Raw genomic sequence first — 14,762 nt, 5'->3', positions numbered from 1 at the left:
ATCGGGACAGATTAGTCTGTTTCTTCCTCGGTCAAAGTGTTGAGCATTTCCTCAACCATTTCCCACTCTTCTTCCGATTCTATTTGGAATAAAGATAAGTCATCTTCGTCTTGGGATTTTTCTTCATAGCGAAAAGCAAATACTTCTACTTCCTCATCCTCTTTTTGTTCCATAGGTACTACAGCGATATAGGAATCTCCTGTCTGGTCGACATCAAAAGTAAACAGCACTTCGAATAAATGCTCTTCTCCATGTTCGTCAGGAATGATAATTCTTTCTTTTTCTTCTAAGGCCATTTCCTTCACCTCCGCGCTTGTTTTTTGTCATTTATTTGCATCCAAATATCCCTGCAAAATCATGACAGCGGCCATTTTATCAATTACTTTTTTCCGTTTCTTTCTACTCATGTCAGCTTCCAGTAATACACGTTCGGCAGCCATCGTAGTCAGTCTTTCATCCCACAGTACCGTATTTATAGAGAACTGTTTCTCCAGGTACTTAGCAAATGTTTGTGAAGCTTCTCCCCGCGGACCAATTGTTCCATTCATATTCTTCGGAAGGCCTACGACAGCCTCCTCAATATTATGTTCATTAATGATCTTTTCTATCGATTTTGTTGCCGAAGAATAATCATTTTCATCCCACTTAATGGTCGTCAATCCTTGGGCAGTCCAGCCAAATGCATCACTGACCGCAACTCCGATCGTTTTTTCACCGACATCCAAACCCATTTTTTTCATTACTTATCCTCTTTATGATTGTTTAAATACGACTTTACCAATTCCTCAATCAGCTCGTCCCGCTCCATTTTTCTTATTAAGTTCCTGGCATCTTTATGGCGGGGAATATAAGCCGGGTCACCAGATAACAAATATCCTACAATCTGGTTAATTGGATTATAGCCTTTTTCCCTTAAAGCCTCGTGCACCGTTAATAGCACCTCTTTAACATTTTCTTCAAATGGTTCTTCGGGAAAATTAAATTTCATTGTCTTATCCATTGATCCCATCAGTTTACCCCCGTTTCAGATTTTGCTTTAACGTTATAAAACGTCCACAATTGTTACTTCTATTATATACCTAATTAATCCAAATGAAAAACTAAGAATTCTCCATGATATAAGTCTCTGCATACTTTAATGCTTCGGGCAGCTGTTCAGGATTCTTACCACCAGCTTGTGCCATATCCGGACGGCCTCCTCCTCCGCCGCCGCATCGCTGAGCTGTTTCTTTAATCAGCTTTCCTGCATGGAATCCCTTGTCGATCAAATCTCCGGAAACACCTGCTGCGAGTTGAACCTTGCCATTGCTGACAGCGCCGAGCAGAATAATGCCGGAAGACACTTTTTGCTTTAGCTCATCCACCATGCTTCTTAACTGGTTCATTTCTTGTACGTCCACCTGCTTGGCAAGCAGCTGTACGCCATTGATTTCCTGTAAATCATCTAAAATAGATGCTGCTTCCATATTGGAAAGTTTAGCACTAAGGGATTCTTTTTCCCGTTGCAAGTCTTTTAAATCCTGGAATAAAGCTTCAATCCGTTCTGGTACGTTATCTGGCGCAGTTTTAAGCAGCTCTGCTGCTTCATTAAGTACATATTGTTTCCCACTCATAAACTGATATGCAGCTTTCCCTGTTGCTGCTTCAATTCGCCGTGTACCTGCCCCAATCCCTGATTCAGACACAAGCTTGAATAAACCAATCTCTGCAGTGTTTACTACATGGCAGCCACCACAAAGCTCTATGCTATAGTCACCAACTTGAACTACCCTGACAATGTCACCGTACTTCTCGCCAAAGAGTGCCATCGCCCCCATCTTTTTAGCTTCATCAATATTGTGATAATCAATAGCAACAGGAACAGAAGACCAAATTTTTTCATTAACAATTGCTTCTATTTGCTGCAGCTGATCCTCGGTTATAGAACCAAAGTGGGAAAAGTCAAAGCGAAGCCTGTCAGCCGACACAAGAGAACCTGCCTGATTGACATGGTCTCCCAATACATCCTTCAATGCTTGATGAAGTAAATGAGTTGCTGTGTGGTTTTTAACAATTTGGGAACGTGAAGCTTTTTCTACAACCGCTTGTACCTGTTCCCCCTTTTGGATGGCTCCTTCCTTTATAATTGCTCTGTGCAAGTTTTGGCCTTTTGGCGCTTTTTGTACGTCTTGAACTGAAATTGTTGCATGATCAGTATGAAGCCATCCACGATCAGCTACTTGGCCGCCGCTTTCAGCATAAAATGGTGTTTCTTTCAAGATTAGATACACTTCGTCTCCTTCTGCAGCCGATGAAACTAACGCTTTGTCTTTTATGATTTCCTCAATCGTTGTTTCAATATCCAAGTTCTCATAGCCAATAAAAGTACTTTCAACATCTACTTCACCAAAGACACCTTCCTGGATTTGCATGGAATCTACTTTCTGTCTCGCTTGGCGGGCTCTCTCCCGCTGCTTGCCCATTTCTTCTTCAAACCCTTGGACATCAAGGGTAAAACCAGCATCAGCAATGTATTCTTCCGTCAACTCTTTCGGAAAACCATACGTATCATAAAGACGGAATACCTCTTTTCCAGGAAAAACATTGCTACCTTTTTGTTTCTCTGTTTCCATGATATTAGAAAGGATCGCTAATCCTTCGCTTAACGTCTCGTGAAAACGCTCTTCTTCGGTTTTTACGACATCGGCGATTAATTCCTGTTTCTTTTCAACCTCCGTGTAGAATTCTCCCATTATTTCACCGACAACAGCGACTAGTTGATACATGAATGGGCGATCAATCCCTATTTGCTTGGCATATCGAACGGCTCTTCTAAGCAGTCTGCGTAACACATAACCTCTGCCTTCATTGGAAGGCAATGCTCCGTCACTGACAGCAAAGGAAACTGTTCGGATATGGTCAGCGATCACTTTGAAGGCAGTATCGCTTTCTTGGCTTTCTCCGTACTTCACTTCAGCCAATTGTTCCGTTCTTTTTATCAATGGCAGGAATAAGTCTGTTTCAAAGTTGGTCGGTGTATCCTGGATGACACTTACCATCCGTTCAAGCCCCATTCCTGTATCAATGTTTTTCTTGGGCAGCGGCGTATAAGTGTCATCAGGATTATGGTTGAACTGGGAAAAGACAAGATTCCATACTTCAAGATAGCGTTCATTTTCTCCACCGGGATAAAGCTCAGGATCTTGTGGATCATTGCCATAAGCAGCTCCCCGGTCATAAAATATCTCTGTGTTTGGGCCGCTCGGTCCTTCTCCTATATCCCAGAAATTTTCTTCTAAACGTATAATCCGTTCTTCAGGCAGACCAATTTTATCGCGCCAAATTTGATAGGCCTCTTCATCTTCCGGATGTACAGTAACTGATAACAACTCCTCATCAAATCCCATCCATCTTTCGCTTGTCAGAAACTCCCATCCCCACTCAATCGCTTCTTCTTTAAAATAATCACCGATCGAAAAGTTGCCGAGCATTTCAAAAAACGTATGGTGCCGAGCGGTTTTCCCGACGTTTTCAATATCATTGGTACGAATTGCTTTTTGAGCGTTGACCAACCTGGGGTTGTCAGGGATTACTCGCCCATCAAAATATTTTTTCAAAGTAGCGACACCGCTATTAATCCAGAGAAGAGTAGGGTCATCCTTAGGAACTAGAGATGCACTAGGCTCGATACGATGCCCTTTTTCCTTAAAGAAATCTAAATACATTTGCCTTACTTGAGCTGAAGATAAAACTTTCATATTTATAACCTCCAAATTCTTCCTAAAAATTTTTCATACAATTTGTTATAGGCTCAGAGCTGTTCTAAAATACCACTAGGAGCGAGTTTACTTCTGCTTAATCAAATTCTCGGTTCATAAAAGATAAAAAAGCTCAAAATATAAAAAGCTCCCATTCCTGCTTTAATAGCAGGGACGAGAGCTGAATTCGCGGTACCACCCTGATTATGGATATTCATCCATCACCTTAAGCGCAAATAACGGTGCGTCACCGGCGGGGATGAACCCGCACTCCAACCTAGCTTTCCATAGTCCTTAATCTGGAATTTCTTTCAGCCAGGGAAATTCCTCTCTTTAAGATGGTCTACTATGTACTCAGGATCTTCACAGTGTTTTATCATTGATACGTACATGTACTTATAAAAAAGTATAAAAAATAATGCTGAAGTTGTCAATTAATCAGCTGCCCGGAACTGGCGGATTTGATAAATAATAACTTTTCCAATTGTTATGACTGGGACTGCAAGGATCATGCCCAGAATACCGCCAATTTCCCCACCGGCCAGCAAAGCAAAAATTATTAATATAGGATGGATATTGATACTCTTACCGACAATAAACGGAGACAATAAATTCCCTTCTACGATTTGCACAACGAATACGGCCAGAATGACATAAAAAACCATTTTTGTTGAAATCGTGAAGGCAATCACTATAGCAGGAATTGCCCCTAATATCGGTCCAAAATAAGGGATGATATTAGTCAGTCCCATAATGATTGCTAACAATAATGGGTATTTCATATCAATAAACCATAAACAAGTATAGGTTGTTAAACTGACAAACAGACAAACGAGTAATTGCCCTCTTATGTAATTTCCAAGGCTTTTATCTATTTCCCGGCATAGCTGTCGGCTGCCATCCCTGTATCTTTCCGGTGTAAGCTTGCTGAGGGTCTTTTTGATTAAATCAAAATCCTTTAACATATAAAAAACCAAAACAGGAATTACAGCAGCTAATATCACAATGTCCATTATCCGCCCAGCCTGTTGGACGATTCCAGTCAACAGGCTTCCTATAAATTCTTCAATCCGGTAAAGAAGCAAATCCATCCTGTCATGAACGGTTTCTGGCAAATATGCCGTTTGTTCATATAATCCGTAGATAGCTTCTCGGTATTGTTCCATAAATGATGGCAGGTTTTCATTCAGGTCTTTCAACTGATGAATGAATACAGGAAATGTTTTGTAGAGCAAATAACCTGCTCCTCCAAAAAAAAGAAAATATATACCAATAATGACTAACCAGCGCGGTAAGTTAAATTTATGTAGTTTCTCTATCAACGGATGCAGCAAATAGGCGATCAATGCTGCAATTAAGAAGGGAGTCAGAATACGCAGGAATACACCTAAAATGGTTTGATAAAGCGGCAATAGTTTTAATAATAAATATAAAAACAAAAAAGCCAGAATACCAATAAGAATCCAATATAAAAAGCGCACAGATTTATGTTGGTTATTTAACATGGAATTGATACTCCTTCCAGGGAAAAACGGGGCTTTTCAGTGTTTTCCTATTAATAAAGGGACAGCTGAAATTCCTTTTGCCTTTTAAAGCCTAGTTTTCCCAGAGAAGGTGTTTTTTATGATGTCGGCACTTTCTTTCTCGGTTAGAAATCGTCCGCTACCAGTTAGCTTTTCTTTCATCTTCCGTAAAAAGGTCATTAAGGGAGCTCAACGATCCATCAGGCTCCACTTGATGGAGATCCATTACTTCACCGAGCAGTGATAACTCAATAAAACAATTCCAGCAATAATATTGTTGATTTCCTATTTTCCCAATGTTTCTTCCTTTGCAGTTCGGGCAATGCATGAAAAGGACCACTCCTTGACAAATCCTGAATTGTCCTAAAGCATTCCCACTTCTTCCTTATTTATACATGGAAATTATAAAAAATCGTATGGCGATAGTTCCTCTTCTTCTTCCTCTTCCTCAGGCTGAGGGATTTCGAGTAATTGCTGTAACTGTTCCTCAAGGGATGTGAACCGATTACTCGTATCCTCTTCCTTGATCCCCTGGATGAATGCGCGTTTATTGCCGCACAAAATCAATGATTTTTTACATCTTGTGACTGCCGTGTATAAAAGGTTTTTCCTCAGCATTCTTCTGTAGCCCTGTATAACAGGGATAATTACGATTGGGAACTCGCTGCCTTGCGATTTGTGAATAGAAGTACAATATGCATGCATGATATTATTTAAATCTTTTCTTTCAAAAGCTACTTCCTTCTCATCAAAAAGGACTACCACCTGCTCTGTCTGATCGCTGTTTTCATCTTCTTCAAATATGGCCGTTATTTCCCCTATATCTCCATTAAAAACACCGTCTTCCGGTTGGTTTACCAATTGGATCACCTTGTCACCGGTGCGAAAAGTAACTTCTTTTGTTCTCACTTCTCTCCGCTGAGGACTCTTTGGATTGATTAGCTTCTGAATTTCTTCATTAATGCGGTGGATGCCTGCTTTGGAACGATACATGGGTGCAAGCACTTGCAAGTCCTTCGGATCTACTCCTTTATCATAAGCCCGCTTCACAATTTGCATGATTACGTCAACAACTTGATACTCAGGGCAATCAATGAAATTAAAGTCTGATTCCTTATTTAAAGAATCAAGCCCACACTGATTATTTTTTATTTCATGAGCAAGCTGGATGATTTTTGAACCTTCTTTTTGGCGATACACTTCATTCAACTGAACATAGGGAACCAAACCGCTTTTCAGGAGATCTGCCAAAACCTGGCCCGGCCCTACGGATGGCAGCTGGTCTTCATCACCTACTATCAATACTTGCATATCATTTGGAATAGCTCTGAACAATTGATTAGCCAGCCAGATATCGACCATTGAAAATTCATCTATCACTAACAATTTTCCTTCCAGCTGGTTGTCTTCATCTTTTTCAAAAGTTTCATGTCCATTCCAGCCGAGCAGCCGATGAATCGTGACTGCAGGAAGTCCGGTCGATTCCTTCATCCTTTTAGCAGCTCTTCCAGTCGGTGCGGTCAACACGAACGGAAAAGGATCATCTTTTTTATAATCGTCCGGATCCAAAGACAACTGATTCATTTGAGCATAGGCATTGATGATTCCTTTGATAACCGTTGTTTTTCCAGTCCCCGGTCCTCCCGTCAGAATCATTACCTTAGAAGCTAATGCCTGTTCTATAGCTTCGTATTGTTCCCTTCCATAACTTAGCGCTTCTTCTTCTTCAATGCTCCCAACAATCTTCATTAATTCAGAGGCTGTTATCTGCTCTTTGACATCTTGCTTTATAATTCTGTCTATCTGTGAACAAAACCCACTTTCTGAGTAATATAGGGCGGGTAAATAAACCTTAGACTCAATGTTGATCAATTTCTTTGCATGATTAAGTTCAATAATCTGCTCAGTAATGGCATCGACTTCAATACCATTGGCCCTCCCATTTAACAGCTGGTCGACCTGGAACAAATGCTTTTCCAAAGGTAAATACACATGCCCTTCCTGAATACTGTGCTGAAGAATGTAGATGCATGCCGCCTGTATTCTGCTCGGGTGATTCATCGGTATGTTATTCTGTCTGGCCACTTCATCCGCCCGTTGAAAACCAAAGCCTTCGATATCAAAGACATATTGATAGGGATCTGTTTCCAAAATAGAAATAGCTTCATCCTTATATACCTTGTAGATTTTTTGGGCCATCTTCAAGCCAAAACCATAACCGGACAAATGGACTACTATATGTTCAAATCCTTGATGCTCTTGTAAATCTTTAGAAAGCTGATCCGCTTTTTCCTTATTCAGGCCCTGGATACTGTCAAGTACTCTAGCATCATTTAAAATCTTAGAAACCGCATTTTCCCCTAATTCTTCAACAATTCTCCCGGCGATTTTTTTACCGATTCCATAAAATAAATCACTGGATAAATAAGCAATCAAGCCATCTTCTGTATCAGGGACAAATCGTTTATAATGATTAACTTGGTATTGTAATCCGAACTTTTTATGTTGTTCAAATTCCCCTTCAAATAGATAAGTTTCCCCTGGATCAAGCCTGGAGAAGTAACCCTTTATAACAACATCACTTTCTGAAATAGATTCATTCGTATCCAGAACTTTTATGCGGGCAATGGAAAAATGCTCGTCCTCATTGACAAAAATATTATGGACAAGCTCACCTTTTATATAACTTTTATGTTGCATTCCATCTTGCCTTTCCTCCACTGCCATCGTGATTGCCCCTTTTATTCTTCGCTTTTCCCCTGATTTAACATTTCATCAATGCTCTTTTTTCCGTTAGCAGCCAGCACGTGGTCTGGTTGATATTCTAATGCTTGGCTGAAATGTTCATAAGCGCGGTCTACATTTTCTTCGTATAAATAAGTAACTCCGATGTTATAATGTGCATCACTATGCTGGTGATTGATTTGCAATACTTTATCAAAAGTTTCTTTAGCTAGTTCGATTTCGTTTGTTTGCGCTAGAGCTAAACCGTACTGAAAGAGTGCTGCTTCATCTTTCGGATTGATTTCTGTTGCCCGCTGAAAGTATGGAAGAGCAAGCTTTTCATGCTCCTGCAGCTGCAAAGACATCCCCAGCATAAAATAGACATCTGCCTCTGCCAGCCCAAGATTGACTGCCTTTTGAAAATTTTGCTGGGCTGCAGCATAATCCTCTTGTTCAAAGTGTACATTTCCCAGTCCATAATAAGCAGTGGCTGCATGGTCGTCCAGTTCTATTGCTTTGTTGTAAAACCTGTCGGCTCTTTCATAATCGTTCATATGAAGAAGCAAATTTCCAAAATTAATATACCCTACTGCCTCTTCAGGATTTTCTTCAATCGCTTCGTTAAATAATCGAGCAGCCTCTTCTAAGTCCTGCTGCTTCATTTTTTCAATACCTTGAGTAATCTTGTCCATTTTTCCACCTCATATTATATTTTCTGCTGATTTTTTATCATCTGCTCGCTTCAGCCTTTTCGTCCAACAAGTAAACTGGTTTCGTCGATGAAGGAAGGTCGACTAAAAACGGTATTTTGCGCCCCATGTCGGCAGCCGCCCTTGGCCAGGGGGCATGTTTTCCTTTTTTCCTGCAGCGGCGTATTATTTATCCGTCCCTTTCAGGAATCATTTATTCACATTTTCTCATATATTTCTAGTTTAATGAAAAGGTTGGTTGTCGCCAAGTGTTTGAGGGCAAAAATTGCTCATTAAGTGAAGCCGTTGATTTCACAGCAAAACCCTTGCCAGAAGCGGCAAGGGTTTTGCATTAATACAGGCAGCTTAGCCAACATAATCCAAATATTTTTCATCTTTGATTATTTCATCGATGGTTCCTCCACCTAAACATATGTCACCATCATAAAAGACCACAGCTTGTCCAGGGGTTATTGCCCGTTGTGGTTCATGGAATGTTACTTGGACTTTCCCATCTTCAAGCGGGGTTACCGTGACTTTACTGTCTTGTTGACGATAACGGAATTTGGCCGTACACTCAAGCGGTTTATCCAACTCTTTTTCGTTTATCCAGTTTAGATCACTGGCAATTAACCCGTCGGAATATAAATATTCATTATGGAAGCCTTGTTCTACATAAAGAATGTTTTCTTCTAAATTTTTACCGACGACAAACCATGGATCCCCTGAACCGCCAATACCCAATCCTTGCCTTTGGCCGATAGTATAATACATTAACCCTTCATGCCTGCCTTTTTCCACCCCATCCAATGTCGTCATTTTTCCGGGTTGAGCAGGAAGATATTCGCTCAAAAATTCTTTGAAGTTGCGTTCTCCTATAAAGCAAATACCGGTACTGTCCTTTTTGTTTGCAGTGGCTAAATTATTTTCAGCTGCAATTTTCCTTACTTCTTTTTTTGGTAAATGTCCCAGCGGGAACATTACCTTTGATAAAACAGACTGGGACAGCTGATTCAAGAAATAAGTTTGATCCTTATTATCATCATTACCGCGCAGCATTTGATACTCGTCACCTTCCTTAGTGACTTGGGCATAGTGCCCGGTAGCTAAATAATCTGCTCCTAAAGACAAGGCATGGTCAAGAAATGCCTTGAACTTTATTTCTTTATTACACATAACATCCGGGTTCGGTGTTCTACCCGCTTTATATTCTTCTAAAAAGTAAGTGAACACTTTATCCCAATATTGTTTTTCAAAGTTCACGGCATAGTATGGTATTTCCAACTGGTTACAAACCCGTACTACATCATCAAAATCCTCAGTTGCTGTGCAAACTCCATTTTCATCGGTATCATCCCAGTTTTTCATAAAAATCCCGACAACATCATAACCTTGCTGCTTTAGCAGCAGTGCTGCCACAGAGGAGTCAACCCCTCCACTCATACCTACGACGACACGGGTATTTTTATTGTCATTCATTGCTGTCACCACCTTATTTTATAAAAGCTATAAGCATGCCTTGTATTTATTTCTTAGCTAACCTGTTTACAATCGAAGCAACTCTCTCTGCGGCTTCTTCCACATTTTCCATCGTATTAGCAAGCCCGAAGCTGAACCGGATCGAATTGATTGTGCGGTTGTCCTTGGATCCATACATAGCTGATAACACATGAGATGGCTCCACTGATCCTGCCGTACAGGCACTGCCGCTGGATGCGGCTACACCGGATAGGTCAAAGTTTGTCAGAAGTGCTTCCACATTCGTTCCTGGAAAGCTTATATTCGCAATAGCAGGTACAGAGTCTGCTTCTGATCCGTTTAAGGTAGATGAGACACCATTCTGCTTTAATTTATTCAAAAATGCTTGTTTGTACTCCTGATAGGTCTGTTGCCTTTCGGCCTTATGTTCTACTGCCAATTCTACTGCCCGCTGAAAGCCTTTAATGCCGGCAACATTCTCTGTTCCAGGCCTTCGCTTTCTTTCTTGCTGGCCGCCATATTGGAGTGCTTCTGCGGATAATCCCTCTTTCATATAAAGAAATCCCGCACCTTTTGGTCCGTTAATTTTATGGGAAGACGCTGTCAGTAAGTCAACCTTCCATTTATTCACATCTATCTCCAACAACCCATAAGCCTGAACCGCATCCGTATGGAAATATGCTTGATGATCTTTAAGGAGTTCTCCAATCCGTTCAATTGGCTGGATAATTCCCGTTTCATTATTTACAGCCATCACTGATACGACTGTCGTATCTTCTCTCAGAGCTGCCTTTAATTCTTCAACATCTATTTTTCCATCATGGCCGACTGGCAGGTATGTGACTTCGAATCCCTGCTTTTCTAAATGCTCTGCTGCATGAAGTGTAGCATGATGCTCAATTTGAGTGGTAATAACATGCTTGCCGTGGTTCATATTAGCTTTCGCCGTACCAACAAGGGCTATATTATCAGCCTCCGTGCCCCCACTAGTAAAAACTATCTCTTTTTCATTAGCTCCGATACTATCCGCTATCACACGTCTGGCTCCATCAATCATTTGCCGGGCCTTTCGTCCAAAATGATGGACACTGGATGGGTTTCCAAATACTTCTTCCAAAGCTGGAATCATAGCTGCAGTGACTTCAGGATGTATAGGAGTTGTAGCCGCGTGATCTAAATATATAGGTTCCATCTCCATCCTCACTTCCCTTAAATATAGAACATATAAGCTTCCTGGCTGTCATCATCCCCGTGTTTTCTCAAATCATCTAACGTAGTCGTATCCAAGACATTTTTGACAGCATCCCGAACGCGCATCCACAATGCTTGTTTTGCCGGTTCCTCTTCTTCGATCCCTTCTACCGGAGTGATGGGCCCCTCTAACACCCGGATAATATCACCTGAAGTGATTTCAGCAGGCTGCTTGGCTAGTATATAGCCCCCATAGGCGCCGCGAACACTTTTTACTAAACAAGCATTCCTTAGCGGAGCTACTAATTGTTCCAAGTAGTGCTCTGATAAATTGTTATCTCTGGCAATTGTTTTCAGCGAGACTGGTCCATTTCCGTAATTTTTAGCCAACTCAATCATTATCGTTAAGCCATACCGGCCTTTGGTTGAGATTTTCATTCCTCTCACCTCTTCAATAAATACATCTTGTTATCTTTTTTGAAATGGAAATTATTCCTACTATTAAGTGAAATAGATTACTGATAAACTTCCTATATTTTCTGCCTTACTCTCGATATTATTATAAAATTTATGACAGTTTAAAAAATAGTAGAACTTTCCTATAATTAAAGGCTATTATAGCATGATTAGCATGTTCCTTGCATTTTATTGTGGTTATCATTACGCTTAAAAATAGTTATTTTATAGATAAATATAAAGCACGTCAAGCAAAAATACTCTGTAATTGATCGATTTGATTGCTTTATCTATTATATATTTCAGGGGGAATTCCGTTGCGAAACAAAGAGCCATTAGCCTACCGGATGCGGCCAAAGACGATTGATGACATAATCGGCCAGGATGAAATCATCGGAAAAAAGACGAAACTGTACCAAATGCTGACCAATGGCTATGTACCTTCATTGCTGTTATATGGAGAACCTGGCATAGGTAAAACCGCCATTGCACATGCTATTGCCGGTACTGTCAACCTTCCGTTTACTTCTATGAATGCAACAACATCTGGCAAGAAAGATGTCGAAATTGTAATCGAAAAAGCAAAGATGGAAGGGAGCACCATTTTGTTTTTGGATGAAATCCATCGCTTTAACAAGGCACAGCAGGATTATTTGCTTCCTCATGTGGAAAAAGGGTTGATTATTTTAATTGGCGCTACTACAGAGAATCCTTATCACGATGTCAATCCGGCGATTAGAAGCAGATGTGGACAGATCAAGCAATTGACAAGATTAGAAAGCGAAGATATTAAAACACTTCTTTATCATGCACTAGAAGATGAAGACAGGGGGCTTGGGAGTCTGTCGATCAACGCCAGTGCCAGCGAACAAGCGGTCGAACGGATTGCAGAAGGAACAAACGGCGATGCCCGTAAAGCACTGAATGTCCTGGAAGCAGTTGTATTTGCTTCAGGGAGCCAGGACGAAGAAATCGTTCTTCAGGAAAGTACAGTGGAAGAATTCATTGATAAAGCTGGAGTGTATGGCGATAAAAAAGGATCTAACTTTTATAATTTGTTATCAAGTCTTCAAAAGAGCATTAGAGGAAGTGATGTAAATGCAGCGCTCTATTACTTGGCTCATTTACTTGAATCAGGTGATTTAACTGCAGTCAATCGTAGACTGTTAGTCATAGCTTATGAAGACATTGGATTATCGAATAGGTCTATCGGTGGTCATGTGTTAGCGGCAGTTGAAGCAAGTGAACGCCTTGGCATGCCAGAGGCAAGGATTCCTTTATCAGTAGCCGTGGTCGATATGTGCTTATCTACTAAATCGAATTCCGCTTATAAAGCACTTGATGATGCTATTAATGATATCAGAAAAGGCAAGGTCGGCGATGTACCCTTGCATTTACGCGATACTCATTACAAAGGAGCAAAGGATTTGGGGCATGAGGGATATAAATATCCACATAATTATCCTATAGGCTCCTTCGGCGGCTGGGTAAATCAGGATTATTTACCACACAATTTAAAAGACAGGCAATATTATCATCCAGTCGAAGCTGGCGAAGAAAAGCGGATGGCTGAAATTTATAAAAAATTAAAGGATTTTAAAAAAGGGAAAAAATAAATAACCATAGCTTCCACCTCTTGCACGGATCACAAGTTGGCGTAAAAAGATATTGAAACACCTATAATTTGTCAATCCATAAGTATAAAAACTCTAGTTAAGGTAAAGATAGATATAAAAATCACAAACTAATTCTATGAAATTACCTAAGGAGTTGGATACTTTGGTTAAAGTTAGACAAGATGCATGGTCACATGAAGATGATCTGTTATTAGCTGAAACAGTATTAAGGCATATCAGAGAAGGCAGTACGCAATTGAACGCCTTTGAAGAGGTGGGAGATAAACTTAACAGGACCTCAGCAGCATGCGGTTTTCGCTGGAATGCAGAAGTCCGGAAGAAATATGATCAGGCAGTAGATATTGCTAAAAGGCAGCGCAAGGAAAAGAAACGAGCTCTGGCAAATCAACAAAGGACAAACCAAGAAACAGCGAAACCCTTTGTCCCTAAGAGGCAGGAAGAATTTAATTCCCCTCCATCAGCAGCTCAATTTGTCGTACCTGTTCAAGAAGTTAAAGAGGAAGAGTCATCGAGTCTCAATCTGGATACTGTAATTGGATACTTAGAATCTTTAAAACAAGGTTATCTGGCTTCTGATAACTCAAAGCAGGAGCTAGCGCTTTTGGAATCAGAAAACGAGAATCTTAAAGAAGAAAATAATAAGCTTAATAAAAAACTGGCAGACTCACAAGAACAATTGCAAACTATCCAGGAAGACTATCAGGTTTTAATTCAAATTATGGATAGAGCACGGAAAATGGTGGTGTTTGAAGAGCAGGAAAATCTATCAGCCTCCGCTTTCAAGATGGACAAGAATGGAAATCTGGAGCATGTAGCAAGATAACTTTCACCCGTGCTTTCTATCTATTATAAAAGGGAATAGAAGTAATTAGTGACTGCCCCTTTTATCCTACAAATGCTAACGGGTGCAACATAGAGCAATCCCTATCACTCTACAACAAGCTTCCTATTTACGAAAAAAACCTTAAGAACCAATTATTACTGGTCTTAAGGTTTTTTTATTATGTATTGATTCAATCCCGATCGTGCCGTCCCTATGTTAGTTTTGAACCCGCTCTCGGCAGGTGGGTGCCCTGTTCTATGTTTTATGCTTCCTCTCATTAGGTAATCCAATGAGGCTTGCACGCTGCATAGAAACTTCAGGCTCCCGTTCATAAAAATGTTCGGTCAAAACGTAATTAACGAGACGAACACATCAGGATTGATTTCAAGAGAATGACTCTTTTAAGTCACTTAAGATTATATCCAAATAATAGCACACATTGTGTTGGCTTTCAAGAAAGAACCCCATGACTATTAGGTAACAAATATTACATTTCAGCTACA

General features: G+C 40.4%; 13 protein-coding genes, 1 other RNA gene and 1 other annotated feature. Of the genes, 2 read left to right on the top strand and 12 right to left on the bottom strand.

The features are described from left to right. Positions 1–11: 11 nt before the first annotated feature. The 11 genes from BLR93_RS16080 to cymR form a co-directional block, all read right to left on the bottom strand. Positions 12–296 carry a DUF1292 domain-containing protein gene (locus BLR93_RS16080; RefSeq protein WP_093216801.1) on the bottom strand — a complete coding sequence of 95 codons (285 nt, stop codon included), beginning with the start codon at positions 294–296 and terminating at the stop codon, positions 12–14. Between the two features lie 27 nt (positions 297–323). After that, the gene (gene ruvX, locus BLR93_RS16075; protein WP_093216799.1) at positions 324–740 is read right to left on the bottom strand and encodes a Holliday junction resolvase RuvX; all 417 of its coding nucleotides are present in this window, start codon (positions 738–740) and stop codon (positions 324–326) included. Then, on the bottom strand, positions 740–1,009 hold the full coding sequence (locus BLR93_RS16070; protein ID WP_093216796.1) for an IreB family regulatory phosphoprotein: 270 nt from the start codon (positions 1,007–1,009) through the stop codon (positions 740–742). The genes ruvX and BLR93_RS16070 overlap by 1 nt, the downstream gene beginning before the upstream one ends. 91 nt (positions 1,010–1,100) lie before the next feature. Continuing rightward, on the bottom strand, positions 1,101–3,737 hold the full coding sequence (gene alaS / locus BLR93_RS16065; protein WP_093216794.1) for an alanine--tRNA ligase: 2,637 nt from the start codon (positions 3,735–3,737) through the stop codon (positions 1,101–1,103). 167 nt (positions 3,738–3,904) lie between these two features. Then, positions 3,905–4,113: a binding site (T-box leader), on the bottom strand. 58 nt (positions 4,114–4,171) lie between these two features. After that, on the bottom strand, positions 4,172–5,242 hold the full coding sequence (locus tag BLR93_RS16060) for an AI-2E family transporter (RefSeq protein ID WP_093216791.1): 1,071 nt from the start codon (positions 5,240–5,242) through the stop codon (positions 4,172–4,174). A 157-nt stretch (positions 5,243–5,399) separates the two neighbouring features. Beyond that, a complete protein-coding gene (locus tag BLR93_RS16055; protein ID WP_093216788.1) occupies positions 5,400–5,588 on the bottom strand; it encodes a hypothetical protein in 189 nt (62 codons plus the stop codon). A gap of 74 nt (positions 5,589–5,662) precedes the next feature. Continuing rightward, positions 5,663–7,987 (bottom strand): SF1B family DNA helicase RecD2, encoded by a 2,325-nt coding sequence (gene recD2, locus BLR93_RS16050; RefSeq protein ID WP_093216786.1) that lies wholly within the window; start codon positions 7,985–7,987, stop codon positions 5,663–5,665. A 14-nt stretch (positions 7,988–8,001) separates the two neighbouring features. Beyond that, positions 8,002–8,676, bottom strand: a complete 675-nt coding sequence (locus tag BLR93_RS16045; RefSeq protein ID WP_093216783.1) for a tetratricopeptide repeat protein — start codon at positions 8,674–8,676, stop codon at positions 8,002–8,004. 363 nt (positions 8,677–9,039) lie between these two features. Then, complete coding sequence (mnmA, locus tag BLR93_RS16040) at positions 9,040–10,152, bottom strand: tRNA 2-thiouridine(34) synthase MnmA (RefSeq protein WP_093216781.1); 1,113 nt, start codon at positions 10,150–10,152, stop codon at positions 9,040–9,042. Positions 10,153–10,198: 46 nt separating this feature from the next. Then, the gene (locus BLR93_RS16035) at positions 10,199–11,344 is read right to left on the bottom strand and encodes a cysteine desulfurase family protein (protein ID WP_093217165.1); all 1,146 of its coding nucleotides are present in this window, start codon (positions 11,342–11,344) and stop codon (positions 10,199–10,201) included. A gap of 17 nt (positions 11,345–11,361) precedes the next feature. Further along, entirely contained in the window at positions 11,362–11,781 is a 420-nt protein-coding gene (gene cymR / locus BLR93_RS16030; RefSeq protein WP_093216778.1) for a cysteine metabolism transcriptional regulator CymR, read from the bottom strand. Positions 11,782–12,146: 365 nt separating this feature from the next. On the opposite strand from cymR, the gene BLR93_RS16025 reads away from it, so the two are divergent. Then, positions 12,147–13,415: a replication-associated recombination protein A gene (locus BLR93_RS16025; RefSeq protein ID WP_093217162.1), complete on the top strand. Its 1,269-nt coding sequence runs from the start codon at positions 12,147–12,149 to the stop codon at positions 13,413–13,415. A 163-nt stretch (positions 13,416–13,578) separates the two neighbouring features. Then, positions 13,579–14,259 carry an RsfA family transcriptional regulator gene (locus tag BLR93_RS16020; RefSeq protein ID WP_093216776.1) on the top strand — a complete coding sequence of 227 codons (681 nt, stop codon included), beginning with the start codon at positions 13,579–13,581 and terminating at the stop codon, positions 14,257–14,259. A gap of 189 nt (positions 14,260–14,448) precedes the next feature. Here the strand turns inward: BLR93_RS16020 and ssrS are convergent. Next, positions 14,449–14,641: non-coding RNA, 6S RNA (gene ssrS, locus BLR93_RS16015), on the bottom strand. Positions 14,642–14,762 lie beyond the last annotated feature (121 nt).

Origin of the sequence: Sediminibacillus albus (assembly GCF_900101125.1) — a bacterium.
In the GTDB taxonomy this organism is placed as follows: domain Bacteria; phylum Bacillota; class Bacilli; order Bacillales; family Amphibacillaceae; genus Sediminibacillus; species Sediminibacillus albus.
This window is presented reverse-complemented; position numbering and strand designations above follow the sequence as displayed.

Excerpts from the sequence above, each read along its gene's own strand:
- BLR93_RS16035 (WP_093217165.1), bottom strand. The coding sequence starts at position 11,344 with ATGGAACCTATATATTTAGATCACGCGGCTACAACTCCTATACATCCT.
- BLR93_RS16060 (WP_093216791.1), bottom strand. The coding sequence starts at position 5,242 with ATGTTAAATAACCAACATAAATCTGTGCGCTTTTTATATTGGATTCTT.
- BLR93_RS16025 (WP_093217162.1), top strand. The coding sequence starts at position 12,147 with ATGCGGCCAAAGACGATTGATGACATAATCGGCCAGGATGAAATCATC.
- ruvX (WP_093216799.1), bottom strand. The coding sequence starts at position 740 with ATGAAAAAAATGGGTTTGGATGTCGGTGAAAAAACGATCGGAGTTGCG.
- cymR (WP_093216778.1), bottom strand. The coding sequence starts at position 11,781 with ATGAAAATCTCAACCAAAGGCCGGTATGGCTTAACGATAATGATTGAG.
- BLR93_RS16080 (WP_093216801.1), bottom strand. The coding sequence starts at position 296 with ATGGCCTTAGAAGAAAAAGAAAGAATTATCATTCCTGACGAACATGGA.
- mnmA (WP_093216781.1), bottom strand. The coding sequence starts at position 10,152 with ATGAATGACAATAAAAATACCCGTGTCGTCGTAGGTATGAGTGGAGGG.
- recD2 (WP_093216786.1), bottom strand. The coding sequence starts at position 7,987 with ATGGCAGTGGAGGAAAGGCAAGATGGAATGCAACATAAAAGTTATATA.
- BLR93_RS16070 (WP_093216796.1), bottom strand. The coding sequence starts at position 1,009 with ATGGGATCAATGGATAAGACAATGAAATTTAATTTTCCCGAAGAACCA.
- BLR93_RS16045 (WP_093216783.1), bottom strand. The coding sequence starts at position 8,676 with ATGGACAAGATTACTCAAGGTATTGAAAAAATGAAGCAGCAGGACTTA.
- alaS (WP_093216794.1), bottom strand. The coding sequence starts at position 3,737 with ATGAAAGTTTTATCTTCAGCTCAAGTAAGGCAAATGTATTTAGATTTC.
- BLR93_RS16055 (WP_093216788.1), bottom strand. The coding sequence starts at position 5,588 with ATGCATTGCCCGAACTGCAAAGGAAGAAACATTGGGAAAATAGGAAAT.